Origin of the sequence: Arthrobacter sp. NicSoilB11, assembly GCF_019977375.1 — a bacterium.
Lineage (GTDB): Bacteria > Actinomycetota > Actinomycetes > Actinomycetales > Micrococcaceae > Arthrobacter.
Genome location: NZ_AP024657.1, coordinates 517,842 through 542,171 on the forward strand (window position 1 = coordinate 517,842; position 24,330 = coordinate 542,171).

24 protein-coding genes are annotated in these 24,330 nt (G+C 67.2%); 12 read left to right on the forward strand and 12 right to left on the reverse strand.

Going from position 1 to position 24,330, the window contains the following annotated elements:
- Positions 1-12: 12 nt before the first annotated feature.
- Complete coding sequence (locus LDO14_RS02505; protein WP_018772204.1) at positions 13-762, forward strand: 3-hydroxybutyrate dehydrogenase; 750 nt, start codon at positions 13-15, stop codon at positions 760-762.
- 22 nt (positions 763-784) lie between these two features.
- Here the strand turns inward: LDO14_RS02505 and LDO14_RS02510 are convergent, their stop codons facing one another.
- Positions 785-1,051 carry a hypothetical protein gene (locus LDO14_RS02510; RefSeq protein WP_018772205.1) on the reverse strand — a complete coding sequence of 89 codons (267 nt, stop codon included), beginning with the start codon at positions 1,049-1,051 and terminating at the stop codon, positions 785-787.
- Between the two features lie 167 nt (positions 1,052-1,218).
- The gene (locus tag LDO14_RS02515; RefSeq protein ID WP_223993613.1) at positions 1,219-1,605 is read right to left on the reverse strand and encodes a helix-turn-helix domain-containing protein; all 387 of its coding nucleotides are present in this window, start codon (positions 1,603-1,605) and stop codon (positions 1,219-1,221) included.
- Positions 1,606-1,744: 139 nt separating this feature from the next.
- On the opposite strand from LDO14_RS02515, the gene LDO14_RS02520 reads away from it, so the two are divergent.
- Positions 1,745-2,608: an SDR family oxidoreductase gene (locus LDO14_RS02520; protein WP_276573328.1), complete on the forward strand. Its 864-nt coding sequence runs from the start codon at positions 1,745-1,747 to the stop codon at positions 2,606-2,608.
- 145 nt (positions 2,609-2,753) lie between these two features.
- Here the strand turns inward: LDO14_RS02520 and LDO14_RS02525 are convergent, their stop codons facing one another.
- Together LDO14_RS02525 and LDO14_RS02530 are read right to left on the reverse strand one after the other, a co-directional pair.
- Positions 2,754-3,389, reverse strand: coding sequence for a LysE family translocator (locus LDO14_RS02525; protein ID WP_026266143.1), 636 nt, complete (start codon positions 3,387-3,389; stop codon positions 2,754-2,756).
- 48 nt (positions 3,390-3,437) lie between these two features.
- Positions 3,438-4,925, reverse strand: a complete 1,488-nt coding sequence (locus tag LDO14_RS02530) for an amino acid permease (protein WP_223993617.1) — start codon at positions 4,923-4,925, stop codon at positions 3,438-3,440.
- Between the two features lie 334 nt (positions 4,926-5,259).
- Here LDO14_RS02530 and LDO14_RS02535 point away from each other — a divergent pair, with 334 nt between their 5' ends.
- The 4 genes from LDO14_RS02535 (at position 5,260) to LDO14_RS02550 (ending at position 9,943) form a co-directional block, all read left to right on the forward strand.
- Positions 5,260-6,102: an IclR family transcriptional regulator gene (locus LDO14_RS02535; protein WP_018771733.1), complete on the forward strand. Its 843-nt coding sequence runs from the start codon at positions 5,260-5,262 to the stop codon at positions 6,100-6,102.
- Positions 6,103-6,241: 139 nt separating this feature from the next.
- Entirely contained in the window at positions 6,242-7,939 is a 1,698-nt protein-coding gene (hutU, locus tag LDO14_RS02540) for a urocanate hydratase (RefSeq protein WP_223993619.1), read from the forward strand.
- Between the two features lie 3 nt (positions 7,940-7,942).
- Complete coding sequence (gene hutH / locus LDO14_RS02545; protein WP_056392285.1) at positions 7,943-9,535, forward strand: histidine ammonia-lyase; 1,593 nt, start codon at positions 7,943-7,945, stop codon at positions 9,533-9,535.
- Between the two features lie 162 nt (positions 9,536-9,697).
- Positions 9,698-9,943 carry a hypothetical protein gene (locus LDO14_RS02550; RefSeq protein ID WP_018771730.1) on the forward strand — a complete coding sequence of 82 codons (246 nt, stop codon included), beginning with the start codon at positions 9,698-9,700 and terminating at the stop codon, positions 9,941-9,943.
- Between the two features lie 70 nt (positions 9,944-10,013).
- Here LDO14_RS02550 and LDO14_RS02555 read toward each other — a convergent pair whose 3' ends face one another.
- On the reverse strand, positions 10,014-10,274 hold the full coding sequence (locus tag LDO14_RS02555; protein ID WP_144601200.1) for a hypothetical protein: 261 nt from the start codon (positions 10,272-10,274) through the stop codon (positions 10,014-10,016).
- Positions 10,275-10,481: 207 nt separating this feature from the next.
- On the opposite strand from LDO14_RS02555, the gene LDO14_RS02560 reads away from it, so the two are divergent.
- Positions 10,482-11,363: a fumarylacetoacetate hydrolase family protein gene (locus LDO14_RS02560; protein ID WP_223993621.1), complete on the forward strand. Its 882-nt coding sequence runs from the start codon at positions 10,482-10,484 to the stop codon at positions 11,361-11,363.
- Between the two features lie 2 nt (positions 11,364-11,365).
- Here LDO14_RS02560 and LDO14_RS02565 read toward each other — a convergent pair whose 3' ends face one another.
- From LDO14_RS02565 to LDO14_RS02580, 4 genes are read right to left on the reverse strand one after another with little or no spacing between them, the layout of a single operon-like run.
- Positions 11,366-11,761 carry a universal stress protein gene (locus LDO14_RS02565; RefSeq protein ID WP_018771727.1) on the reverse strand — a complete coding sequence of 132 codons (396 nt, stop codon included), beginning with the start codon at positions 11,759-11,761 and terminating at the stop codon, positions 11,366-11,368.
- A 57-nt stretch (positions 11,762-11,818) separates the two neighbouring features.
- On the reverse strand, positions 11,819-13,357 hold the full coding sequence (locus tag LDO14_RS02570) for a tripartite tricarboxylate transporter permease (RefSeq protein WP_018771726.1): 1,539 nt from the start codon (positions 13,355-13,357) through the stop codon (positions 11,819-11,821).
- A complete protein-coding gene (locus LDO14_RS02575) occupies positions 13,358-13,861 on the reverse strand; it encodes a tripartite tricarboxylate transporter TctB family protein (RefSeq protein WP_018771725.1) in 504 nt (167 codons plus the stop codon).
- Positions 13,858-14,868, reverse strand: coding sequence for a tripartite tricarboxylate transporter substrate-binding protein (locus LDO14_RS02580; protein ID WP_018771724.1), 1,011 nt, complete (start codon positions 14,866-14,868; stop codon positions 13,858-13,860). Before LDO14_RS02580 ends, LDO14_RS02575 begins: the two co-directional genes overlap by 4 nt.
- Before the next feature lie 309 nt (positions 14,869-15,177).
- Between LDO14_RS02580 and LDO14_RS02585 the strand changes: the two genes are divergently transcribed.
- Together LDO14_RS02585 and LDO14_RS02590 are read left to right on the forward strand one after the other, a co-directional pair.
- Complete coding sequence (locus LDO14_RS02585; RefSeq protein WP_223995091.1) at positions 15,178-16,758, forward strand: sensor histidine kinase; 1,581 nt, start codon at positions 15,178-15,180, stop codon at positions 16,756-16,758.
- The gene (locus LDO14_RS02590; protein ID WP_018771722.1) at positions 16,755-17,423 is read left to right on the forward strand and encodes a response regulator; all 669 of its coding nucleotides are present in this window, start codon (positions 16,755-16,757) and stop codon (positions 17,421-17,423) included. The genes LDO14_RS02585 and LDO14_RS02590 overlap by 4 nt, the downstream gene beginning before the upstream one ends.
- A 19-nt stretch (positions 17,424-17,442) precedes the next feature.
- Here LDO14_RS02590 and hutG read toward each other — a convergent pair whose 3' ends face one another.
- A complete protein-coding gene (gene hutG / locus LDO14_RS02595; protein ID WP_223993623.1) occupies positions 17,443-18,432 on the reverse strand; it encodes a formimidoylglutamase in 990 nt (329 codons plus the stop codon).
- Positions 18,433-18,661: 229 nt separating this feature from the next.
- Between hutG and LDO14_RS02600 the strand changes: the two genes are divergently transcribed.
- A complete protein-coding gene (locus LDO14_RS02600) occupies positions 18,662-19,966 on the forward strand; it encodes a cation:proton antiporter (protein WP_223993628.1) in 1,305 nt (434 codons plus the stop codon).
- Here the strand turns inward: LDO14_RS02600 and LDO14_RS02605 are convergent, their stop codons facing one another.
- On the reverse strand, positions 19,967-21,406 hold the full coding sequence (locus LDO14_RS02605) for an NCS2 family permease (protein ID WP_056392274.1): 1,440 nt from the start codon (positions 21,404-21,406) through the stop codon (positions 19,967-19,969).
- Positions 21,407-21,517: 111 nt separating this feature from the next.
- On the opposite strand from LDO14_RS02605, the gene LDO14_RS02610 reads away from it, so the two are divergent.
- On the forward strand, positions 21,518-22,171 hold the full coding sequence (locus tag LDO14_RS02610; protein WP_018771718.1) for a copper resistance CopC family protein: 654 nt from the start codon (positions 21,518-21,520) through the stop codon (positions 22,169-22,171).
- A gap of 49 nt (positions 22,172-22,220) precedes the next feature.
- Here LDO14_RS02610 and LDO14_RS02615 read toward each other — a convergent pair whose 3' ends face one another.
- The gene (locus LDO14_RS02615; protein WP_223995093.1) at positions 22,221-22,859 is read right to left on the reverse strand and encodes an NAD(P)-binding protein; all 639 of its coding nucleotides are present in this window, start codon (positions 22,857-22,859) and stop codon (positions 22,221-22,223) included.
- A gap of 428 nt (positions 22,860-23,287) precedes the next feature.
- On the opposite strand from LDO14_RS02615, the gene LDO14_RS02620 reads away from it, so the two are divergent.
- Positions 23,288-24,328 carry a universal stress protein gene (locus LDO14_RS02620; protein ID WP_223993630.1) on the forward strand — a complete coding sequence of 347 codons (1,041 nt, stop codon included), beginning with the start codon at positions 23,288-23,290 and terminating at the stop codon, positions 24,326-24,328.
- Positions 24,329-24,330: the final 2 nt, after the last annotated feature.

Consider the following 24,330-nt stretch of genomic DNA (forward strand, 5'->3'; position numbering starts at 1 on the left):
AGGAGAACTGCAATGGAGGACACGTTGAATGGACGCAAGGCGCTGGTCACCGGCGGTGCCAGCGGAATCGGGGCGGCGTGCGTGCGCGCACTTGCCGCGCGGGGAGCGAAAGTGGTGGTGGCCGACGTCGACGCCGCCGCGGCGGCGACGCTCGCCGATGAGGTGGGCGGCACCGCGTGGGGCGTGGACCTGCTGGACGTTGACGCCCTGGCCACCCTCAGCCTGGACTGCGACATCCTGGTGAACAATGCCGGTATCCAGCGCATCAGCCCCATCGAGGACTTTGAGCCGGCAGATTTCCGCCGGCTCATCACCCTCATGCTGGAGGCGCCCTTCCTGCTGATCCGGGCGGCGCTGCCACACATGTACGCGAACAACTTCGGCCGCATCATCAACCTCTCGTCGGTGCACGGGATCCGGGCCTCCCCGTTCAAGAGCGCCTACGTTTCCGCCAAGCATGGCCTGGAAGGGCTGAGCAAGGTGACGGCGCTGGAAGGCGGGGCTCACGGGGTCACGTCCAACTGCATCAACCCCGGCTACGTGCGCACGCCCCTGGTGGAGTCGCAGATCGCCGACCAGGCCAAGGTTCACGGCATCCCCGAATCCGAGGTCCTGGCCAAGGTGATGCTCACCGAGGCGGCCATCAAGCGCCTGGTGGAGCCGGAAGAAGTGGCGTCCCTGGTGGCCTGGCTGGCTTCCGCGGACGCCGGAATGGTCACCGGCGCCAGCTACACCATGGATGGGGGCTGGTCCGCGCGGTAGCACCCGTCCGGCCCCGCGCCTCCTATTCCAGGGGTTTGACCAGCCGGTGGTCGAAGAAGAAGACGCCGTAGGTCGTCTTCACCCCCACCGAACGCCGGTCCCGCCACACGACGACCCCTTCGCGCCTGCCGCTGAAGGGGTCGTCGCCTATGACGGTGTCACCCACCCGGTAAGGGGACCGCGGACTGAAGGCCTCCAGCATCAGTCCCAGGACCTGTCCCAGCGCTTCACCCACGCTGACGGGCTGGCCCAGGCGGGAAAAATCCTGTGCGTAGTCGTCCCTGGCCATGTGACCAACTCCTCCAGGCGGCAGCCTGCCGCCCGCTAACGGTGCTGGTTGGCCGAACGCTCCCAGCGGAGGATGGTCCTCCCATTCCGGCCGCCACCGTACGCCCACGCTAGGCGCTAATCACATCAGCAACATCAGTAACAGGTACTCAAGTTCTGAGGGGGGCATTACCTGCCCAGGCCGGCTCCGTTGATGATGTCCTCGGCGTTGTCGAATGCCCACGCAACCAAAGGCACCAGGAGAGCGCTCAATTCGTAGCCCCGCTCCGTGAGGCTGTAATCCACGCGGGGCGGAATGACCGGCTGGGCGTTCCTGCTGACCAGGCCATCACGCTCCAGGGTCTTCAATGTCTGGGCCAGCATCTTCTCGCTGATTCCCTCGGCCCGCCGCCGCAATTCACTCCAGCGCTGCTCACCCTCGGACAGGGAAAGCAGGATCAGGACTCCCCATTTGCTGGTGATGTGGTCCAGCAGGGTCCGGCTGGGGCACCCGGCGGGGAACACGCCGTCGGCAAAGGCCTGCGGGAGGGGCGACGCGTGAGGTGCTGTTTCCATGCCTTCAGCTTACCCAAAGCCTGGTACCTAACTCTTGGGTTAGTACCTTACTTCAAAGTGCGTACTCTCTGTTGGGAAGTTCTGCCGACTGGCCATGGTTGTGCCCTCTGACAGAGAAAAACCCCCGAAAGGAACCACCGTGAGCATTGTTGTTACAGGCGCCACCGGACAGTTGGGCCGCCACGTTCTTGAAGCCCTCCTGGAGAGGGGCGTACCCGCCGCGGATATCGTGGCCGCCGGCCGGTCGGTGGAGAAGCTCGCAGACCTTTCCGCGCGCGGGGTACGCGTGCAGCACATGGACTATGCCGACCCTGGTTCCGTGGCCGAAGCACTCAAGGGCGCCCGGCGGGTGCTGCTGATTTCCGGCAGCGAAGTGGGCCGGCGGGTGGAACAGCACCGCACCGTGATCAACGCCGCAAAGGCCGAAGGCGTGGAGCTGCTGGCCTACACCAGCATCGCCAATGCGGACACCACGGGCATGCTGCTGGCGGATGAGCACAAGGCCACGGAGGCGCTGCTGCGCGAATCCGGCGTCCCCTTCGTCCTGCTGCGCAACGGCTGGTACCTGGAGAACTACACGGAACAGCTGCCGGGCACCCTGGCCCAGGGAGCGCACGCGGGCAGTGCCGGAGCGGGCAAGGTCAGCGGGGCCGCACGGGCCGACTACGCCCACGCCGCAGCAGCGGTCCTGGTGGCCGATGGCCAGGCCGGCAAGGTCTACGAGCTGGGCGGCGACGAGGCCTTCAGCATGGCGGACCTGGCGTCCGAGATCACCGCAGCCACCGGAAAACCCGTCCGCTACAACAACCTGCCCACCGAGGATTACGTTGGCCTGCTCACCGGTGTGGGTGTTCCCGAGGCTTTTGCCGGGATCCTGGCTGATTCGGACCTGGGCATTGCGCGCGGCGATCTCCTGGTCAGCACCGGCGACCTGCGCAGGCTGATCGGGCGCCCGACGACGTCCCTCGGCCAGGCGGTACGGGCCGCCGCTGCTGCGGGCTAGGGGAGCGCAGGCCTGACGGGGCAGTGGGCTGACAGGGCAGTGGCCTGACAGGCGCCGGTCTTACAGAGCAGAACATGGAAGTGCCCGGTCCGTTCGGGGACCGGGCACTTCTTGCTTCAGTACTGCTGCCAGGGCAGGTGCAGTCCTAGGTTTTGGATCCGGTTAGGGCCAGCGTTCCGCCGAGGCCGATCATCATTGCCCCGCCGACCGCCTCCACCGCGGGGACGCGCCGCGGTGAGCGGACGAACCACAGCCGCGCCCACCCCGCCGCGATCGCCCACACGCTGTCCGAGACCAACGCGATCAGCAGGAAGACAGCACCCAGCAGTGCAAGCTGGAACGGAATGTTGCCGGCAGGGTAGTCCACGAACTGGGGCAGGATCGCCACGAAGAACACCACCGACTTCGGGTTCGTGGCGCCCACCACCGCCCCCTGGCGCACCAACGTCCACGGAGTGGAGGCCGGCGGCGGCGCAAGCCGCCGGGAACCGTGCCCCCGGCGGACAATGGTCCGGATCCCCAGGAAAACCAGGTAAGCGGCACCTGCCAGCTTCACGATGCTGAAAAGAAGCACGGACTCGGCCACCACCACACCCACGCCAAGGGCCACGGCGATGACCTGGACCAACTGGCCCGTGGCATTTCCCAGGACGGTGAGGACGCCGCCGCGCCACCCCAGCGCGAGGGAACGTCCAATGACGAACAGCACGCTGGGGCCCGGGACGGCGATCAGGATTACGGACGCCAGGGCGAATGCCACCAGGTTGGACATTGGAACCATGGCTGATTGTAGCTCCGGTACGGGCGTCCGCAGCCGGCTGTTTCCGGCTTAGCTGCCCGTGCCTGCCCCGACCACCGGCAGCGGCGAGGTCTCGTCCTCAAGGTGGGCCCGGCGTCGGCCGTCACCCTTGATCCACAGGCGGTAGGCCATCACCAGCAGTCCCAGCCATGCCGCGCCCACGTACAGGGCGATCCGGGTGTCCTCGAACGCGCCCAGGATGGCGATCACCAGCACCATGAAAGCGATGGTCAGGACGGAGGCGGCGGGCCACCACGGCGACGGGAATTCCGACGCCGGCAGGCCCCCGCGGGCGATTTCCCGCTTCATTGCAACATGGGACGCGAGGATCATCACCCAGACCCAAACGGTGGCGAAGGTGGCAATCGAGGCAATCACCAGGAACACGTCCTCAGGAATAACGGCATTGAGGACCACTCCCACCAGGAGGATTCCCGCCATCATGACCACGGTCATCCACGGGACGCCGTGCCGGGAGACCTTGCCGAAGGCGGCCGGCGCGTGGCCCTGGCTGGAAAGCCCGAAGAGGATGCGTCCGGCGCCGAAGATATCGCTGTTGATGGCTGAAAGCGCGGCCGTGATCACCACGGCGTTCAGGATGTGCGGTGCTGCCGGGATGCCCAGGCCGCTGAAGATCTGCACGAACGGGCTGCCACTGGTGCCCACCTGGTCCCACGGGAAGAGGCTCATCAGGACTCCGAGCGTGAGGACGTAGAACAGCAGCACGCGCACGGGCACAGTGTTCACGGCCTTTGGGATGACCTTTTTGGGGTCAGCCGCCTCGCCGGCCGTGATGCCCAGGGTCTCGATGCCGCCGAACGCGAACATCACCACGGCGAACGATGCCAGGAGGCCTTCGAAGCCGTTGGGGAACAATCCGCCATGGTCAACGAGGTTGCCCAGTCCCGGAGCCACGGCAGTGCCGTCGCCCTGGAAGCCGAACACGATCAGTGCAGCACCGCCCGCGATCATGGCGATGATGGCCGCCACCTTGATCAGCGAGAACCAGAACTCAAGTTCGCCGAAGACCTTAACGCTGAGCAGGTTCAGCGCGGCGAGGAAGCAGATGACGGCCAGGATCCAGATCCAGCGGTCCACCTGCGGGAACCAGAAGCCCATATAGATGCTGAAGGCCGTGACGTCGGCGATCGCCACGATGGCCATCTCGAAAACGTACGTCCAGCCGGTCACGAAGCCGGCGAGGGGGCCGAGGTACCGGCTCGCGTACTGGCTGAAGGAACCCGATACCGGGTGCCGCACGGCCATTTCGCCCAAGGCGCGCATCACCATGAACACGGCTGCGCCGCCGATGATGTAGGCCAGCAGAACTGCCGGCCCGGCTTTCTGGATGGCGGAGGCTGAGCCATAGAAGAGGCCGGTGCCGATCGCCGAGCCCAGCGCCATGAAGCGGATGTGCCGGACGTTCAGCCCGCGGTTGAGGACATGCCCCACGCCGGCAGTTGGCTTGTGCGTTTCCGCCGCGGTTTCGGTCCGGGTTGGGGTTGGAGCTGGTTGCATGCAAATACCTTCTCGTCATTGGGAGGGGAGCCGCTAACCAGCAGACCATTTTCGCAGGCACCGTGATGAGGCTCACGGCGGGTTGCTGTCTTTCATTTCAGACTGTTCGCGGCGCTCTTTCGCTGCGGATATCATTTGGCGCTGCGCATCTTCCTTTTCGCGCCGGATATTCAGGGCGCGAAAAGGGATATGCGTGTCGATAAGGCGTACGACGGAGCGAATGTCCGGTATTCCAGACACGGTGAGTCCGAACGGGGTTCCAGTGCCACCTCAAGGGGCGCAAGCTTAAGTACGGGATACCGGACAGAGCTAGCCAGAAAGACCCTTCCAGCCGATGAGCACTGCACTAAGCGCCGAAACAGGGGGCGCCGGGAACCAGGCGCCCCGGGCATCCGTCAAGGCAACGTCAAAAGTTCCTGCCGCAGAAAACACCCTGCGCATCCTCAAGCTGTTGGCTTCGCGGCGTGGCCCCATGGCGGCGTCGCAGATCGCGTCCAGCCTGGACCTGCCCCGCTCCAGCGTCTACCACCTGCTGGGGGTGATGGAGGCCAATGGCTTCGTCCTCCATTTGCACGAGGAACAGCGCTACGGGCTGGGCATCAGCGCTTTCGAGCTCAGCTCCGCGTACTCGCGCCAGGAGCCGCTGTCCCGGTTGGGCCGCCCACTGCTTGCCTCGCTGGTGGACGCGATTGGCGAGAGCGCCCACCTCGCCGTCCTGCACGGCCGCGACGTCCTGTACATCGTGGAGGAGCGGGCCAAGAACCGCCCGTCCCTGGTCACCGACGTCGGTGTCAGGCTTCCCAGCCACCTCACTGCCAGCGGCCGGGCCATCCTTGCCGCCCTGCCCAAATCCCAGGTGCGCGCCCTGTACCCCAACGCTGCTGCCTTCACTGCGCGGCACGAGGTGGAGGGGGCCATCATGAAGTACTCCGCCCTGTCCTCGCACCTGGACCAGGTCCGCCAGCGGGGCTACGCCACCGAACACGGCGAGGTGACCCCTGGCTTCGGCTCCATTGCCGCCGCGGTCACCGACCATTTGGGGTGGCCTACCGCGGCCGTCGCGGTCACCTTCCTGGAGGACAAACTGCCTGCTGACGAGTGGCCGGTACTGGCGGCCCGGGTGCAGAAAGTAGCCGACGAACTCTCGGTCCGCATCCACGGCCGCCCGGTCAAATGAGCGCAGCCAAACAACTGACGGCGCTGGTCTGAAATACCGGACAGCACCCCGCTAAAACCGCTGTGAAGCCCGTCCTCAAAGGGCTTTAGTTGATACAGAACTTCTTCGAAACCTCAGACACTAAGAAAAGGAGCCCATCATGGCACCCGCCGATTTCACCACCGGGGCCCGCCCGGTCAAAGCAGCCCGCGGCACCGAGCTCACCGCCAAGTCCTGGCAGACCGAAGCGCCGCTGCGCATGCTGATGAACAACCTGGATCCCGAGGTCGCCGAGCGCCCGGACGACCTGGTGGTCTACGGCGGCACTGGCCGCGCCGTCCGCTCCTGGGCAGCGTTCGATGCCATCACCCGCACCCTGGAGACCATGGAAAAGGACGAGACCCTGCTGGTCCAGTCCGGAAAGCCGGTGGGCGTCTTCCGTACCAACGAGTGGGCCCCGCGCGTGCTGCTGGCCAACTCCAACCTCGTCGGCGACTGGGCAACCTGGCCCGAATTCCGCCGGCTCGAGGCCGAGGGCCTCATGATGTACGGCCAGATGACGGCCGGTTCATGGATCTACATCGGCACCCAGGGCATCCTGCAGGGCACCTTCGAGACCTTTGCCGCGATCGCCCGCAAACTCACAGGGGACGAAAACGGCACGCTCGCCGGCACGCTGACCCTCACCGGCGGCTGCGGCGGCATGGGCGGCGCCCAGCCGCTCGCCGTCACCCTGAACGAGGGCGCCTGCCTGATTGTCGACGTCGACGAAACCCGCCTGCGCAGGCGGGCCGGCAAACGCTACCTGGACGAGGTGGAAACCGACCTCGACGCCGCCATCGCCAAGGTGCTCAAGGCCAAGGAGGAACGCCGCGGCTGGTCCGTGGGCTACGTGGGCAACGCCGCCGAAGTCTTCCCCGAGATCCTGCGCCGCCACAAGGCCGGCGAACTCACCGTGGACATCGTCACCGACCAGACCTCCGCCCACGATCCCCTGTCCTACCTGCCCGAAGGCATTTCCGTGGACGAGTGGCACCGCGAGGCAGAGGCTGATCCTGAAGGGTTCACCAAGAAGGCCCAGGCATCCATGGCCCGGCACGTCCAGGCCATGGTGGAATTCCAGGACGCCGGCGCCGAGGTGTTCGACTACGGCAACTCCATCCGCGACGAAGCCCGCAAGGGTGGTTACGCCCGGGCCTTCGAGTTCCCCGGCTTCGTCCCCGCCTACATCCGGCCCCTGTTCTGCGAAGGGCTTGGCCCGTTCCGCTGGGTCGCCCTGTCCGGTGACCCGGAAGACATCCGGGTGACGGACGAAGCCATCAAGGAGCTCTTCCCGGAGAACAAGCACCTGCACCGCTGGATTGACGCCGCCCAGGAACGGGTCGAGTTCGAGGGCCTGCCGGCGCGCATCTGCTGGCTCGGCTACGGTGAACGCGCCAAGGCCGGCCTGCTCTTCAACCAGCTCGTCAAGGACGGCAAGGTCAAGGCTCCCATCGTGATCGGGCGCGACCACCTGGATTCGGGCTCCGTCGCCTCCCCGTACCGCGAAACGGAGGCCATGGCGGACGGCTCCGATGCCATCGCCGACTGGCCAATGCTGAACGCCCTGCTCAACACTGCCTCCGGCGCCACCTGGGTGTCCCTGCACCACGGCGGCGGTGTGGGCATCGGCCGCTCCATCCACGCCGGGCAGGTTTCCGTCGCCGACGGCACCGACCTCGCCGCGCAGAAACTCGAGCGCCTCCTCACCAACGACCCCGGCATGGGCGTCATCCGCCACGCCGACGCCGGCTACGAACGCGCCCTCGACGTCGCCAGGGAACGCGGCGTCCGCATCCCCATGAATGAAGGCAAGTAGAAAATGACTGTTACGACACACGAACCGCTGACCGTCACCCTCGGGTCCGTCGGCGTCACGCCCGGGGATCTGCTCGCCGTCGCACGCCACGGCGCGAAGGTGACCATCGCGCCGGACGCCCTGGAAACCGTCGCCAAGGTGCGCGCCCACATCGATGACCTCGCCGCCAGCGACGTCCCCGCCTACGGCATCTCCACCGGGTTCGGTGCCCTGGCCAACCGCCACATCCCGAATGAACTGCGCACCCAGCTGCAGAAGTCCCTCATCCGGAGCCACGCTGCGGGCATGGGGCCGGCCGTGGAGCGGGAAGTGGTCCGCGGCATCATGTTCCTGCGCGCCAAGACCCTCGCCTCCGGCCGCACCGGCGTCCGCCCCGTGGTCCTGCAGACCATGGTGGACGTCCTCAACGCCGGCATCACCCCCGTGGTCCGCGAGTTCGGCTCGCTGGGCTGCTCCGGTGACCTGGCGCCACTGTCCCACTGCGCCCTGGTCCTGATGGGCGAAGGGGAAGCGGAAGGGCCCGACGGCGTGACTTACGGCGGGCGGGGAGAGCGGCCTGTCGCTGAGCTGCTGGCAGAACACGGCATCGAGCCCGTCACCCTCGCCGAAAAGGAGGGCCTGGCCCTGGTCAACGGCACCGAGGGCATGCTGGGCATGCTCCTGATGGCCATCGCCGATCTTCGCCAATTGCTGTCGACGGCGGACATCACCGCCGCCCTCAGCGTCGAGGCGCTGCTGGGCACCGACCAGGTATTCCTGCCCGAACTGCACGCCGCGCTGCGGCCCCACCCGGGCCAGGCGGCAAGCGCGGACAACATGCTCCGCGTGCTGTCGGACTCTCCCATCGTGGCGTCGCACCGGGTGGGGGACTCCCGGGTGCAGGACGCCTACTCGCTGCGCTGCGCCCCCCAGGTTGCCGGTGCCGTCCGGGACACCGTTGACCACGCCGAATTGGTGGCCACCCGGGAGCTGGCGGCAGCCATCGACAACCCCGTGGTCCTTCCCGACGGGCGTGTGAGCTCCAACGGCAACTTCCACGGCGCGCCTGTGGCATACGTCCTGGACTACCTGGCCATCGCCGTCGCCGACCTCAGCTCCATCGCTGAACGCCGGACCGACCGCATGCTGGATCCTGCCCGGTCGCATGGCCTGCCCGCCTTCCTCGCCGCTGACCCCGGCGTGGACTCCGGGCTGATGATCGCCCAGTACACCCAGGCCGGCCTGGTTTCGGACAACAAGCGGCTTGCCGTTCCGGCCTCCGTGGACTCGATTCCGAGCTCCGCCATGCAGGAGGACCATGTCTCCATGGGCTGGCATGCGGCACGCAAGCTGCGCAAGGCGGTGGAAAACCTCCGCCGCGTCCTGGCCATCGAACTGGTGACCTCGGCGCGGGCGCTGGACATCCGCTCGCAGCTCTCGGGCGGGGTCCTGACGCCGGGGCCCGCGGGTACCGCTGTCGTGGCCGCGCTCCGCGGGGTGGTGGAGGGGCCGGGGACGGACCGGTTCCTGTCGCCGGAACTGGAAGCGGCTGACCGCCTGGTCGCCTCAGGTGACGTGCTCCGGGCAGCCGAATCCGCCGTCGGGCCGCTCGCCTGATACCGAAGAATCTTCAGCGCCTACTGACCGTCCGTCCGAAAGGTGGAATTTCCGGCGCCACGGCCCACCGTGGCGCCGGGAGTGTAGTAGAACTGAAGATGTAGTGAAAGTCACATCAAAGAAGCTGTGGCAGCAGAACGATACAAAGGGGTAGAAGTTCAAATGAAAGCACGTGGGGCAGTCCTGTCCAGGCGCAATGCCCATTCCGCCGCGGTATCCAACTGGAAGGCCCTCAAGGCCGGGGACCGCGTCGAGATCATCAAGCATGCGCATGTGGTGGCAGCCGGGGAGGTGGAAGAGGTGTCCCAAAGCGGCAACGTCCTTTGGCTGGTTCCGGCCGGTCCGTCAGGCCCCGCGGAGAAGCAGCTTTTCCTGAAGTCCGACGGCGTGGAGGTCCGCCGCGGCTAGCAGTCCCGCAAGCAGCAATAAAAAATCCCCGCACTGCCGTATGGCGTGCGGGGATTTTTTGTAGGCGTGGTCAGACCGCGAAGGACTCGTACGTTTCGCCGAAAGGTACTGATGCGTCCAGGGCTACCGTGTAGCTTCCCGGGTGCAGCCTGGTGACGCGGATGCCGCACTCGGCATCCTTCGCTGCCACCCCAATCAGTTCGGCCACCGCCTCTTCCAGTCCTGCGTGGACCTCGCTGGCGCTGGAGAACTCCAGGCTGATGGACCGCAAAGCAGGTCCTTCGGTGGGCTTGGCGGCGGTGGGGATCCGCTCCAATGTGGCTGTAGTCATGTACTGCACTTTCTGTGTTTCGTGCCAAGATGGCTCAACCATTCTACCGACTGCTCCGGTTAGATGTCAGATGACTGTCCTTTCGGGCGCTGGATGTGCAGTCACAATGGCGTCCGTTCGCGGGATCGCAGCGAATCAACGACCATGGATCTCGGGGCCCGGGGGCCCTGGAAGCACCCGATCGATACGGCTTGAGGAGAATTCGGTATGAAGATCATGCGCCTGGGCGAAAGCGGCAGCGAGCAGCCTGCGGTCCTGGTTTCCCCGGCGGACGGCATCGACCGGTATTTCAGCCTGTTGCCCCTTACCGCCGACGTGGACGGGGAGTTCCTTGCCGGGGGCGGACTGGACAGGGTGCGGGATGCACTGGAGGCCGGGGAACTGCCGGTTTTGGCGGGCGCCGCTGCGCTTCGGGTTGGTTCCCCCGTGGCCCGGCCCGGTTCGGTGGTGGGCATCGGGATGAACTACGCCGCCCATGCCGCCGAATCGGGTGCCGAACCGCCAACGGTTCCCGTCGTCTTCCTCAAGCCCAGCAACACCGTCACCGGACCCTGCGACCCCGCCCCGCTTCCGCCGCACTCCACCCAATATGACTGGGAAGTGGAACTGGGCATCGTGATCGGCAGCGAAGCCAGCTACCTCGGGTCCGTCGAAGAGGCGTCCAAGTGCATTGCCGGCTATGTGACCGCCAACGACTTCTCCGAGCGGGAATACCAGTTGCCGGGAGCGGCGGGGCAATGGACCAAGGGGAAATCCCTTCCCGGGTCCACGCCCCTGGGCCCCTGGCTGGTTCCGGCGGGGGAGATCGACGGCGGCAACCTGCGGCTGCGCAGTTGGGTGAATGGTGAGCCGCGCCAGGATTCGTCGTCGGCGGAGCTCATCTTTGATGCGCCCACACTGGTCCACCACTGCAGCCAGTACATGCGGCTTGAACCGGGTGACGTGATCCTGACCGGGACGCCGCAGGGTGTGGCCCTCAGCGGCCGTTTCCCCTACCTCCAGCCGGGCGACGTGGTGGAGGTAGAGGTGGACGGCCTGGGCCGCCAGCGCCAGGAGTTGTTCCGGGCACGGGCGGCCGTCAGAGCCTAGGGTTACTGGCCCGCTTTTACCGCCAGGACCGGGCAGTCCGCCTCCAGCAGGATGCGCTGGGATGTGCTGCCCATGATCAGCTTGCCCACCGGGGTGCGGCGGCGCAGGCCGATCACGATCAGTTCGGCGTTGTGCTCCTCCGCGGCGTCCAGCACCTCGGCCGCGGCATCATGGCCGCGGACGGGCCGCTTGATCAGGTACTCGATGCCCTGGCCGGCCAGCCGCTTCTCGATGTCCTGGATGTCGCCGTCCTGCGCAAAGCGGTTGTCCACCGGTGCTTCGCCCTTTGAGGAGTTGATCAGCACCAGGGTGCTGTTGCTCTTCCTGGCCTCGGTGATGGCCTGGGTGAGGGCGGCTTCGCCCTCGGGGGTGGGGACGTATCCCACAACGACGGTCATGGAGTCTCCTTTTCTGCTCGATGCGGGTAGTGGGATCTGGCGACGGGGCGGGCCTGCTCAGTCGCTGTAGTCAGCTGCGCCCGAATTGGCGGGAACCAGCGGCCTGCGGTCCGGACGGCTGCGCCGGTACAGCTTGTAGGCAAAGGGCCAGAGCAGGATGAGGCCAATGATGACATAGATCCCGACGGCGATCGGCTCGCTGAAGAGCCCTGCCGGGTCACCCGCGCTCAGCTGCAGGGTCTTGCGGAGCTGCCCTTCGATCCGCGGACCCAGGATCACGCCGAGGATCAGCGGCAGGACGGGAAGCCCGAAGCGCCGCATCATGAAGCCCAGTGCGCCCAGGACCAGCAGGATCACCAGGTCGAACGCCTGCAGGTTCACCGAGTAGGCGCCCAGCGTGGCGAAGAACAGGATGCCGGCATACAGGTAGGGGCGGGGCAGCTGCAGGAGTTTCGCCCACATCGGTGCCAGCGGGAGGTTAATCAGCAGGAGCAGCAGGTTGCCAATGAAGAGGCTGGCGATCAGCGCCCACACAAGGGGCCCTTGGCTTTCGAAAAGCTGCGGGCCCGGCTGGATGCCGTAGCTGGTGAAGGCGGCGAGCATGACGGCGGCGGTGGCGTTGGTGGGCAGGCCCAGTGCCAGCATGGGGGTCAGGGTGCCGGCGGCCGCCGCGTTGTTGGCTGCTTCCGGACCGGCAACGCCCTCGATGGCACCCTTGCCGAACTCTTCGGGGTGTTTGCTGAGGCGCTTTTCCGTGACATAGGAGAGGAAGGTTGGGATCTCGGCGCCGCCTGCCGGCAGTGCGCCGAACGGGAAGCCAAAGGCGGTCCCCCGCAGCCAGGGCTTCCAGGAGCGCTTCCAGTCGGACTTGCCCATCCAGGGCTGGCCCACGGGAATGGCATGCAGGGGGGTACGGCGCAGGTGCGCGGCCACCCAGAGGGCCTCTCCCACGGCGAAGATGGCCACGGCCACCACCACGATGTCCAGGCCGTCCGCCAGGAGCGGCTGGCCGAAGGTGAGGCGGCGCTGGCCGGTCACGGAGTCCATGCCCACAAGACCAATGGCCAGGCCCAGGCCCAGGGAAGCAAAGCCGCGCAAGCGCGACGAACCGAGTACGGCCGTGACCGCCAACAGCGCCAAGACCATGATGGCGAAGTAGCTGGGTGCACCAAGGCTCACTGCGAACTTCACCACGATCGGCGCGCAGACGGCCAGCAGCGCCGTGCCGATGGTGCCGGCGACGAACGAGCCGATGGCCGCCGTCGCAAGCGCCTGCGCCGCCCTGCCCGCCTTGGCCATCTTGTTGCCCTCGATGGCGGTGACCACGGAGGACGATTCGCCGGGAGTGTTGAGGAGGATCGAGGTGGTGGAACCGCCGTACATGCCGCCGTAGTAGATGCCGGCGAACATGATGAAGGCGCTGGTGGGTTCCAGGGCATAGGTGACGGGGAGCAGCAGGGCAACGGTCATGGCCGGGCCCAGGCCGGGGAGGACACCGACGGCGGTGCCCAGGACGACGCCGATGACGGCGTACAGGAAATTCATGGGGGTCAGGGCGGTGGCGAAGCCGTCCATCAGGGAGGACCAGACGTCCATTTAGAGGATTCCTTCCAGGAGGCCGGCCGGCAGCGCGATGCCCAGGCCGAGGTAGAAGCCGTAGAAGGTCAACAGGGACAGGGCCACGGAGATCGCGCCGTCCCGGACGTAGCGGCGGCTGCCGAGGGCCAGGACGCTGCCCCAGAACAGGACGGTTCCGGAGATCACCCAGCCGGCCCAGTCGATCAGCAGGATGTTCAGGATGAAGGCGCCGGCCAGCGGCAGGACGGTCTTCCAGTCGGCGGGGTGCGTGAGGTCGACGTCCTCGCCGCCCTCAGCCTCGCCCTTGCCGCCGCGCAGGACGTTGACGGCCAGCAGCACGGCGCAGACCACCAGCATTCCGGCCACGATGAACGGAACGGTTTTGGGACCCACCGGGTCGGACTTCGAATACGGGGTTACCAGGCCGTTGGCATCCAGGAAGACCAGGACGCCGGCCGCCCCGAGCAGGAGTGCAACTCCCAGCTCGGAGCGGCCTTTGAGGCCTGTGGTCAGGGAGGTCACGCCAACCCAAGCTTGGTGAGGACGTCCGCCACCCGCTTGTCCTGCTCGGTGAGGAAGGTCTTGAACTGGTCACCGGTGATGAAGGCATCGGTCCAGCTGTGGGTCTTCAGCGCTTCCTTCCAGCCGGCCGTGCCGTGCATCTTTTCCAGGGCTGCGATCAGGGATGCCTTGTCCTTGTCGCTGATTCCCGGAGGGGCCACGACGCCGCGCCAGTTGGTGAACACCAGGTCGATGTTGGATTCCTTGAGCGTGGGTGCGTCCACGCCGTCCAGGCGCTTCTCGCCGCTGGTGGCCAGGACCCGGACCTCGCCGGATTCGATCTGCTTCAGGTACTCGCCGGCGCCGGAAGCGGCGAAGCCCAGCTTGTTGCCCAGGATTGCGGGCAGGAGGTCGCCGCCGCCGTCGTAGGCAACGTAGTTGACCTTGGTGGCGTCGATGCCCACGGCCCCGGCCAGCTGCATGGGCAGCAGGTGGTCCGGGCCGCCGGGGGAGGAGCCGCCGCCCACGGCGATGGAACCGGGATCGGCTTTCCAGGCCTTCACCAGGTCATCGATGGTCTTGTACGGGGAGTCCTTGCTGACCATGATGGCGCCGGGCTCTTCGATCAGCCGGGCCAGCGGGGTGGTGTCGGTCAGCTTGGACTCGGACTTGTTGGTGTAGCTGGCGCCGACAACGCCCAGGCCCATGAGCATGGCAAGATCGCCGTTGCCCTTCTCGTTGACCACGCGGGCCAGGCCCACCGTGCCGCCGGCCCCTGCGAGGTTGAAGACCTCGGTGTTGGTGGAGATCTTCTCGTCGTCGAGGACCTTCGCGGCGGCGCGGGCGGTGGTGTCGTAACCGCCGCCGGGGGTGTTGGGGACCATGATCTGCAGGCCGGTGATGGGTCCGGCGGCGGCGCCGGAGCTTTCCGAACCGGTGGAGCTCTTGCTGGTGGCACCGCAACCGGTGGCCATCAGGGCGATGCCGGCGGCAACGGCGGCAATTCGCAATGCGCGGATCTGGCGCATGTGTTCCTCTTCTCTCGAACAAATCTGACCGGCATCGGCTGCCTTGCGGTTCCGATGCCTTGTGGTTCCGATGCTAGGGGCGGCCGTGACGCCGATCACTCTTGTGTACGCAGAGAAAGTTGTGTTCATTGCGTTCACGTTTCCAAACCCCCACAACGGCCCGGCCGCGGGCTTTGGGATATAGTTCCCGGTACCAACCCCGGCCCTGGGCCCGCGCTGCTGCGCGCATAAGGGGCCAGCCAAACCCGCCGGACAACTCCCGGCCCAACCAGCAACTCCAGGAAGACCATTGTGACTCGACGACGAGGAATGTCCCTCGCGGGGCAGTACCTTCTGCTGCAGTTGCTCATTGTCCTGGCCGTCCTGGTGGGCGTGGTGGCCATCTCCCTGGCCCAGTCCGCGGCCGCCTTCGAACGGATCGAAGGCAGGCGTGCCCTGTCGGCCGCGGAAGCCCTGGGCGGCAACCCCGTGGTGCGCGAACTCCTCCCGGACGCCGAACCGCGCGGCGGGGCCGTCTTGCCGTCGGTGGCGGAATCCGTCCGGATCGTCTCGGGCTCCTCCCGGGTCGCGCTCGCGAAACTGGACCGCACCGTGGTGGCGTCCTCGGACCCCAGCCTGCTGGGCGAGCCGCTGGAGCTCGGCGCCAGCCGGGTGATGGAAGGCAGGGCCTGGACCGGAGTGGTGGGCGGCACGCCGGCCCCGCTCCTCTCCGCCCACGTCCCGGTCCTGGACGATACCGGCCGCATGATCGGGATCGCCTCCATCAGCCGCAACTATCCCACCGTGCTCGAGCGGCTGGGCGACGCCGTCCCCAACCTCCTCACGTACCTGGGCGTCGCCAGCGTCCTGGGCATTGCCGGCTCCTTGCTGCTCTCGCGGCGGGTCAAACGGCAGACTCTCGGCATGGAACCCAGCGAAATCACCAGCCTGGTGGAGAACCGCGAAGCCATGCTGCACGGCCTCAAGGAGGGTGTGGTTGCGCTGGACCTGCACGATCGGATCACGGTGGCCAACCACAGCGCCCGCGCCCTGCTCGGACTCCCGCCCGACTGCGTGGGCAAACGCGTGGCGGGCCTCGCCGTCGAACCCGCCCTCAAGGAAGTCCTCACCCGGGACCAGCCCGGGCCGGACCAGCTGGTGCTGGTGGGGGACCGGCTGGTGGTGATGAACCGGGTGCCCATCCAGTCCCGCGGCCGGGTCATCGGCTCGGTCACAACCCTTCGCGACCGCACGGAACTCTCCGAACTGGAGCAGGAACTCGGCACCACCCGCACTGCCACGGACACCCTGCGGGCCCAGGCGCACGAGTTCGCCAACCAGCTGCACGTCATTTCCGGCCTGATCCAGATCGGCGAGTACGACTCCGTGGTCCAGTTCGTCAACGGTGCCACCGTGGACCGGACCCGGCTCAATGACGAAGTGACCGGCCGGATCAAGGATCCCGCGCTCGCTGCCCTGCTGATCGCCAAGTCCAGCCTCGCCACCGAACGGGGCGTGGCCCTGCAGCTGCACCCCGACTCCGTGCTGGACCCCGTTGATGACGAGTTGTCCCGGGACCTCACCACCGTGGTGGGGAACCTGGTGGACAACGCGTTCGACGCCGTCACCGGGCTTCCGCAGGGAGCCGTCACGGTGCGGGTGGAGGGCAAGGCAGGGAAAGGCGTCGTGGTGACGGTGCGGGACAATGGTCCCGGCGTTCCCGGCAGCTCCACGGACCACATCTTCCGCCAGGGCTTCACTACCAAGGAACCGGGCCCGGCCGGCAGCCGCGGTTTCGGGCTGGCGCTGTCCCGGGTGGTGTGCCGCCGCAGTGGCGGGGACCTGGCGGTGGCCAACGATAATGGGGCTGTCTTTACCGCCGTGCTGAAACGAGGGAGTACCCAGCCATGATCAAGGTCCTGATCGTCGATGACGACTTCATGGTGGCCAAGGTGCATGCCGGCTTCATCCAGCGCACGCCGGGCTTCGCCGTGGTGGGTGCGGCACACACCGGGGCCCAGGCCGTGGCGGAAACCGAACGGCTCCAGCCGGACCTGGTGCTGCTGGACATCCACCTTCCGGACATCAACGGCCTTGACCTGATGCAGCGCCTGCGAGCGGTGGCACCGGAGCTGGACGTGCTGGTCATCAGTGCCGCACGGGAGGTGGAGACCGTGCGGAAGGCGCTCCGGGGCGGCATTGTCCATTACCTGATCAAGCCTTTTTCGCAGACGGACCTGCAGGAGCGGCTGGAGCACTACCGCAATGCCTACCAAGGCCTTGACGCGTCCAAGGACGTGGCCGAGCAGTCGGACGTCAACCGGGTGTTCGGCCTGGACCGCGCCGAACGTCCGCTCCCCAAGGGCTGCAGCATCGAGACCCTGAAGCTGGTGGAGGCGGCATTGAACGCTGCCGCCGGTGACGTGTCAGCCGCAGAAGTGGCCCAGGAACTGGGCACTTCCCGCGTCAGCGCCCGCCGCTACCTGGAATACCTGCACGACGAAGGCACCCTTGAGGTGCGGCTCAAGTACGGCGTGGGACGGCCGGAGCGCCGGTACGTCCTGAAGGGAGCCTGATTCCGGGCTGCGGCGTCTTTCAGCGCAGCAGCGTGTCCACCAGCCGCGCTGCGGTTTTGGCGGTCCGGCCGTCGATATCGAAGGCCGGGTTCAGCTCCGCAACGTCCAGGTGCAGGAGCTTCCCGCTCCGCGCCACCTGCCGGCACACGGCGGCAATAACAGGCAGCGGCACGCCATAGGCCGCGGGCGCGCTCACCCCGGGCGCCACGGCCGCGGGCAGCACATCCAGGTCGATGGTCAGGTACAGCACGTCGATGTCCGCCAGGAAGGCGTCCACGAAGTCCCGCACCCTCTCTGCGTCGCAGTCCTCGTCCAGCACGTACCGAACGCCCAGCGTCCGGGCGGTGTCGAACAGGACCCGGGTGTTGTTCGGCTCCGAGATGCCCACGACGGCGTAGCGGAATTCCCGCCCGGCGTCCGCTTCCGCATGGGCCATCTGCAGGAACGGGGTCCCGGAACTGGGCACCGGCTCGTCGCGGAGGTCGAAGTGGGCGTCAAGGTTCAGGACACCAAGCCGCTGCCCGTTGCGGACCGCCGACGAGGCGCTGACGCCGAGGTAGCTCGCGTAGGCGGTTTCGTGGCCGCCGCCCAGGACAACGGTCTGGTGGCCGGCGTCCAGCAGGGCCGCCACTGCGCGGCCAAGCCGTTCCTGCCCGGCTTCCAGGTCTTCCCCCGGCACCGCCACGTCGCCGAGGTCAGCCACCGTCCGGTCGAGGTGGAAAGCGAGCGGGCCCAGCGCCTTCCGCAAGGCTGCGGGGGCGGCGGACGCTCCGGTGCGCCCCTTGTTCCGGCGCACGCCCTCGTCGCTGGCGAAGCCCAGCAGGGCCACGGGCCTGCCGGTCGCCGTACCCCCCGTACCCGCCCTACCCATCCCGTCCCCCGCACCCGCCGTGGTGCTGTCCATCGCGTCAACTGCCTGCCACCATCGGCGGTGGCCGGGACCGTCGCCGTCGAACCTCCCGGTCCAGGGCTGGGGCGGGACATCGACGGCGGGGAGCTGGAGGGACATGACTCAAGCTCACCGCATGCGGGGCACGAAAACCAGCAACGCCGCCGTCGTCCTGTCCGGGATCCAAGAACCCCCTAACTCCAGGACCCGGCTTCCAGGTACCCGGACTTCTTACTGCGCCGGGGATATGCCGGGTGCAGGGGTTATGGTGAGAGCAGTCCGCCCCATCGAAGCGTGGCGTGTCCGCTTCCGGATCCACGCAACCATTCCAGGCTGGAGAGCCTTCCCCATGTTCGAAGCCCCAGACATCCTCTTTGCCGCGGCAGGCATCGCCGTCTTCATCGCCGCGGTCCTGCCCAAGCTGCTGCGCGACATGCCGCTGTCCATGCCCATGGTTTTCCTTGGTGCCGGGATGGGGGCGTTCGCGCTGATTCCATCGCTGCCGGACCCCAACCCGGTGGAGCACGGCGATTTTGTCATGCACCTTGCGGAGGTCTGCGTGATCATTTCGCTGATGGGCGCCGGACTGGCCCTGGACCGGCCGGTGGGACGCAAGCGCTGGTCCACCACGTGGCGGCTCCTGGGCATCGCCATGCCGTTGTGCATCCTGGGGTTGACGCTGCTGGGCATGTGGTTCCTGGGCCTGGGGCTGGGCGCGGCCCTGCTGGTGGCCGCCAGCCTCGCCCCCACGGACCCGGTCCTCGCGTCCGAAGTCCAGGTGGGCGAGCCCGCGGACCAGGATGGCCATACCGACAAGGAGGATGAGGTCCGGTTCGGACTCACCTCGGAAGCCGGGCTGAACGACGGGCTGGCTTTCCCGTTCGTGTACCTGGCCATTGCCATCAGCGTCGCCGGGGCAAGCCCAACTGCCTGGTTTGGCGAATGGTTCGGGCTGGACGTGCTGTGGCGGCTGGCCATCGGGCTGCTGGTGGGCTTCCTCACCGGCAAGCTGCTGGCAAGGGTCTTCTTCTCCGCCCATGCGGAGAGCTTCAGGCTGTCCAACCACTCCGAGGGGTTCGTGGCCCTGGCGGCGACGTTCCTGGCCTATGGGCTGACGCAGATGGTGGCGGGCTACGGATTCATCGCGGTCTTCGTCTGCGCCGTGACCATCCGCGCAGCTGAACGCACCCACGGCTACCACCGGGTGCTGCACTCCTACGTGGAGCAGCTGGAACGGCTCCTGACGGTGGTGATCCTGGTCCTGCTCGGCGGTGCAATCGCCCGTGGGCTGCTTGAAGGGATTGGCCTGGTGGAAGTGCTGGTGGCGTTGGCATTCCTGCTGGTGGTCCGGCCGCTTGCCGGCTGGCTGGGCCTGCTGGGCGGCAAGACCGGGCCGCGGGAACGCGTGGCGCTCTCCTTCTTTGGCATCCGCGGCATCGGGTCGCTGTACTACCTGGCCTTTGCGCTGGGCGAAGGCCACTTCACGGACCAGGCACACTGGCTCTGGTCCTTCATCGGGCTGGTGGTGGCGCTGTCCATCGTGATCCATGGCGCCACCACCTCGCCCCTCATGAACCGGCTGGACCGGCTGCGCGAAAGGAAGGCGCTGGCGGTGTCCGGCGACGAGGGACTCGCGCCGAACACCCCTGTGTAGCTACATGCCCAGTGCGGCCTCGATGGGCCCGATGGCGAAGAACAGTGCGAACGCCGCGGCCACGGCCCACATCAGCGGGTGGATGTCCTTGACCCGTCCCTGGACGGTGCGGATCAGGACGTACGCGATGAAGCCTGCGCCCAGGCCGTTGGCGATGGAGTAGGTGAACGGCATCAGGGTGAACGTCAGGAACGCCGGGATGGCGATGCCCCAGTCCTGCCAGTCGATCTTGCCCACCTGGGACACCATCATGAAGCCCACCACTACCAGCGCCGGGGCTACTGCCTCGAACGGCACCAGGTTGATCAGCGGGGTGAAGAACATGGCCACCAGGAACAGCAGGCCGGTGACCACCGAGGCGATACCGGTGCGGGCGCCTTCGCCGATGCCGGCGCCGGCCTCGACATAGATCTGGTTGGAGGAGACGGAAGCGCCGCCGCCGATGATGGCGCCGAGTGCGTCCACCTGGAGCACGCGGTCGACGTCGGGAATGTTGCCGTGCTCGTCCACCGTTCCGGCCTCGTTGGCCAGGCCCACCATGGTGCCCATGGCGTCGAAGAAGATGCTGAGCAGGATTACGAAGGCCAGCAGGGTGGCGGCCACGAAGCCGAGGTGTTCGAAGGCGCCGAAGGGATTGGCCTTGCCGATCAGGGACAGGTCAGGGGCGGCCCAGCCGGAGAACGCCGGCGCCACCAGGGACCAGCCCTGGGGGTTGAAGTTCTTGCCGTCGAAGCTGGGTCCGATGTGCAGGGTTGTCTCAAGGATCACGGACAGCACGGTGGAGGTGATGATGCCGATCAGGATGGCGCCCTTGATCTTGCGCACCACAAGGGCGATGGTCAGGATCAGGCCGAAAACGAACACGGCCGTGGGCCAGCCCAGCAGCTTGCCTTCGAAGCCAAGGCCAACGGGCACCGTGGTGCCTGCAACGTCCGGAATGCGCCGCACGAATCCGGCGTTGACCAGCCCGATCAGGGCGATGAACAGGCCGATGCCCACCACGATTGCCGTCTTGAGGCCGTCCGGCACGGCCTTGAAGACGGCGGTCCGGAAGCCGGTGAGGACCAGGATCAGCATGGTGACGCCGGAGAGGACCACCAGGCCCATCATGTCCGGCCAGCTGAGTTCCGGGTTTGTGGCCACGGTGACGGCCACGAAGGCATTCACGCCGAGGCCGGTGGCCAGCGCGAAGGGGTGCCGGCCCCAGGCGCCCATCAGGATGGTCAGGATGCCTGCCACGAACGCGGTCACGGCGGCCACGGCGGTGAAGCCCAGTGTGGTGCCGTTCGAGTCCGGACCGGACAGGATCAGCGGGTTCAGCACCACGATGTAGCTCATGGCGAAGAAGGTGGCGAACCCGCCGCGGATCTCGCGGGAAAGGTTGGAACCGCGCTCGGTGACCCTGAAATACCGGTCCAGGGCAGAGCCTTGCTTAAGCATTAGTCCTCCGGGGAAGTGTGTGGGGATACCTGCATCCTAAGGGGGCGGCAGGGAATGGGCCGGCAAATGCGCCTAGTCTGTAAGGAAGCCAACACAAGGAGCAGCCCAAACATGCGCCACGTCCGCCGCCGACTGCTGGGCTTTGTGCCCGGTTTCTTCGTCCTCTCCGTTGTCCTCGCCGCCGCGATGCTGGGCCTGGCGGGCCCGGCCAGCGCCCATGATGCCGCAGAGTCCACCAGCCCGGCCCAGGGTGCGGCGCTGCCGGCGCCGCCCGGCGAGGTTTCGGTGACCTTCAGCAACAAGCCGCTGGGCATCGGCTCGTCGTTCTCGGTCAAGGACGCCGGCGGTACCGAATGGGCTGAGGGGTCCGTGCAGATCGTGGACAACGTGGCCACCCAAAAGCTTCGGCCAGGCGGCCCCGCGGGGAAGTACACCGTGGCATGGCGCGTGGTCAGTTCGGACTCGCACCCCATTGAGGGCACATTCACTTTCACCGCGGCCACAGGCGACCCGTCCGCAACGGCGGGCCCGGCCAGTCCGACGGCGGCGGGTGCAGTTCCGGGAATGGGTACAGCACAGCCCGGGGTTACGGAGGAGCCGTCCGTGCCTGCCAATGCCGGCGAGCCCTTCCAGTGGAGCATCGTGATTTTTGCGGCCGTTGCCGTGGGGCTGCTGGTGGCCCTCGGCGTCCTGGCCCGGCGCCGGCTCACAGGCGACGGGGATGACGGGGACGGCATGGATGCCGGGGAGGACGGCCGGGGGTAGCCCGGCCCGGGGGTGCCGGCCGGCTCCGGCCTGGCGGCGGGCAGGGCTGTCAGCAGGTCAGCACCGCAAAGCTGCCCGTTGCCGGGAAGGCGCCGCCGGACGGGTGGCCACTGCCCGGATTGACCTTGGCGGAGATGGCCTGGCCCACCGTCTTGGCCTGGCGCAGTACTTCCTTGGGCGACGGCGTGATCAGCTCACCCACTCCCACCAGGTAGATGCCAATGGCCCGCATGGCCGCTGCCACGTTCCGGCCTACGGCGATCCCGAAGTCGTTGAGCATGCGCCGCAGCTGGCTGTGGGCGCACCTGGTCAGGACGATGTGGTCGGCCACCAGGACGCCGGTGGGGGTGTGCACCTGCCATTGCGGAGCGGCGCCGTGCCCGGGTCCCTGGAGCATGGTCAGCTGGACCGCGCGGGTTGTGTTCCGGACGTCCACGCTGTGGCTTGTGGCGTAATTGCGCAAATGGCGCAGGATCTCGTTGCGTTCCCGGAGGGTGTCGCTGTCCGCCGCATCGCAGCGCTGCAGCGATGACGTGTTTGCGGGTTGCCCGGCGCCGAGGATGTCCAGCCCGTCCACCACAATGGAGGCCACGCGGTGGCGGCGCAGTTCTGCGGCCACGGCAAGCCCGGACAGGCCCGTGCCAATGATGACAGTGGTGGTCTGTTCGGTCTGGGCATCCCCAGGCATGCTTGACACTACAGTTTCCCTCCTTCGAAGCTTTCGGCAGGTGCCGGCGTCCTCGCCGGCCCGCGTCCCGTTACCCCCAAGTACGGCCGCAGCGCATGGCCCGGGACAGTGCGCGCAGGAAGTTGCGGTTGGCGTCCCGGACCAACAATGTCCTGAAGACTACAGAACAAATGCGGCCGTGGATAGCCCAACGAGGAAAACGTTTCTGATGACATGAAGGCGCTTTCCCAGCCGCTCGGGATGGCCTGTGGATAACCCGGCCTACCCGCCCCTGAACAGGCTTGCTAAGCCTTGGGGGACGGAGAATAGTGGGAATCGGGAACGGGCCTTTTCCTGCCGGTGCCGCTGGGGGCCGGGATGCACGGGGAGTGGTCCGTTTTCTGGCAGAATAGCCGCAACATCAGGCGTATCGCGAGGAGGCGGCCCCCATGGGCTCACGAGAGTTGCACCCGGACCAGGCCCGGGACGGTGGTGGTGCGTCACCCGCTCCCCACGGCATCGTGGTGGGCGTGGACGGTTCGGACCATGGCCAGTGCGCCTTGGTGTGGGCCGCGCGGGAAGCCCAGCGCCGCCGTCGTCCGCTCCATATCGTCACCGCCTATTCCGTGCCGATCTTCGCCGCGTCCGGACTGGACGGAGGCTATGCCACGGTGGACGATTCCGTCATCCGTGAAGGTGCCGAGGCCATCGCCAAGCAGGCTGTTGAAAAGGTTTCCGCTTACGACATTGATGTCAGTTCCTCCGTAGAGAACGGCGACGCAGCAGGAGTCCTGCTGGAAATCTCCGAAACCGCGGAACTCCTGGTGGTGGGCACCCGCGGCCGCGGCGGCTTCGTGGGCCGCCTCCTGGGATCGGTCAGCAGTGCCCTGCCTGCCCATGCAAAATGCCCCACCGTGACGGTCCCCTTGTTCTGTTCGGACCGGCTCGGTGAAACCACCGAGGACCGCCGCGTCAAGGCGGAGCAGGCCAAGTCTGGCCACCGGCTGGTGGAGAACGTGGTGGTGGTCGGCGTCGATGGCTCCGAGCAGGCACGCGTTGCCGTCCTCGAAGCAGCCGACCAGGCCGAACGGCTGGGTGCCTCGCTCCGCGTGATCTGTGCCGTCCCCCAGTACAGCGGTTCCCTGGCCTGGGTTCCCGCACCCATGGACCGGAAGGCATTGTTTGACGATATCCGGGTCACCCTGGAGGCCGGCATGGCGTGGCTCCGCAGCCACTACCCGCACCTGCGGGCTGGCTACGAGCTGAAGGACGGTTCGCCGGTGGACGTGCTCGTGGAGGAAAGCCGGCACGTGGAACTGGTGGTGGTGGGTACCCGCGGCCGCGGGGGCTTCACCGGAATGCTTCTGGGCTCAACGTCCGATGGTGTCCTGCACCATGCAAAGGGCCCGGTCATGGTGGTCCCGGACCGGGAAGACCCCCGCCTGGCGGACCGTGCGCGGTTCGGTCCGATCCTCGGCGACGCCGCCTAGCC

Bases quoted from the DNA above. Each gene is read 5' to 3' on its own strand.
- LDO14_RS02505 (WP_018772204.1), top strand. From the start codon at position 13: ATGGAGGACACGTTGAATGGACGCAAGGCGCTGGTCACCGGCGGTGCC.
- LDO14_RS02510 (WP_018772205.1), bottom strand. From the start codon at position 1,051: ATGGCCAGGGACGACTACGCACAGGATTTTTCCCGCCTGGGCCAGCCC.
- LDO14_RS02515 (WP_223993613.1), bottom strand. From the start codon at position 1,605: ATGGAAACAGCACCTCACGCGTCGCCCCTCCCGCAGGCCTTTGCCGAC.
- LDO14_RS02525 (WP_026266143.1), bottom strand. From the start codon at position 3,389: ATGGTTCCAATGTCCAACCTGGTGGCATTCGCCCTGGCGTCCGTAATC.
- LDO14_RS02530 (WP_223993617.1), bottom strand. From the start codon at position 4,925: ATGCAACCAGCTCCAACCCCAACCCGGACCGAAACCGCGGCGGAAACG.
- LDO14_RS02535 (WP_018771733.1), top strand. From the start codon at position 5,260: ATGAGCACTGCACTAAGCGCCGAAACAGGGGGCGCCGGGAACCAGGCG.
- hutU (WP_223993619.1), top strand. From the start codon at position 6,242: ATGGCACCCGCCGATTTCACCACCGGGGCCCGCCCGGTCAAAGCAGCC.
- hutH (WP_056392285.1), top strand. From the start codon at position 7,943: ATGACTGTTACGACACACGAACCGCTGACCGTCACCCTCGGGTCCGTC.
- LDO14_RS02550 (WP_018771730.1), top strand. From the start codon at position 9,698: ATGAAAGCACGTGGGGCAGTCCTGTCCAGGCGCAATGCCCATTCCGCC.
- LDO14_RS02555 (WP_144601200.1), bottom strand. From the start codon at position 10,274: ATGACTACAGCCACATTGGAGCGGATCCCCACCGCCGCCAAGCCCACC.
- LDO14_RS02560 (WP_223993621.1), top strand. From the start codon at position 10,482: ATGAAGATCATGCGCCTGGGCGAAAGCGGCAGCGAGCAGCCTGCGGTC.
- LDO14_RS02565 (WP_018771727.1), bottom strand. From the start codon at position 11,761: ATGACCGTCGTTGTGGGATACGTCCCCACCCCCGAGGGCGAAGCCGCC.
- LDO14_RS02570 (WP_018771726.1), bottom strand. From the start codon at position 13,357: ATGGACGTCTGGTCCTCCCTGATGGACGGCTTCGCCACCGCCCTGACC.
- LDO14_RS02580 (WP_018771724.1), bottom strand. From the start codon at position 14,868: ATGCGCCAGATCCGCGCATTGCGAATTGCCGCCGTTGCCGCCGGCATC.
- LDO14_RS02585 (WP_223995091.1), top strand. From the start codon at position 15,178: ATGTCCCTCGCGGGGCAGTACCTTCTGCTGCAGTTGCTCATTGTCCTG.
- LDO14_RS02590 (WP_018771722.1), top strand. From the start codon at position 16,755: ATGATCAAGGTCCTGATCGTCGATGACGACTTCATGGTGGCCAAGGTG.
- hutG (WP_223993623.1), bottom strand. From the start codon at position 18,432: ATGTCCCTCCAGCTCCCCGCCGTCGATGTCCCGCCCCAGCCCTGGACC.
- LDO14_RS02600 (WP_223993628.1), top strand. From the start codon at position 18,662: ATGTTCGAAGCCCCAGACATCCTCTTTGCCGCGGCAGGCATCGCCGTC.
- LDO14_RS02605 (WP_056392274.1), bottom strand. From the start codon at position 21,406: ATGCTTAAGCAAGGCTCTGCCCTGGACCGGTATTTCAGGGTCACCGAG.
- LDO14_RS02610 (WP_018771718.1), top strand. From the start codon at position 21,518: ATGCGCCACGTCCGCCGCCGACTGCTGGGCTTTGTGCCCGGTTTCTTC.
- LDO14_RS02615 (WP_223995093.1), bottom strand. From the start codon at position 22,859: ATGCCTGGGGATGCCCAGACCGAACAGACCACCACTGTCATCATTGGC.
- LDO14_RS02620 (WP_223993630.1), top strand. From the start codon at position 23,288: ATGGGCTCACGAGAGTTGCACCCGGACCAGGCCCGGGACGGTGGTGGT.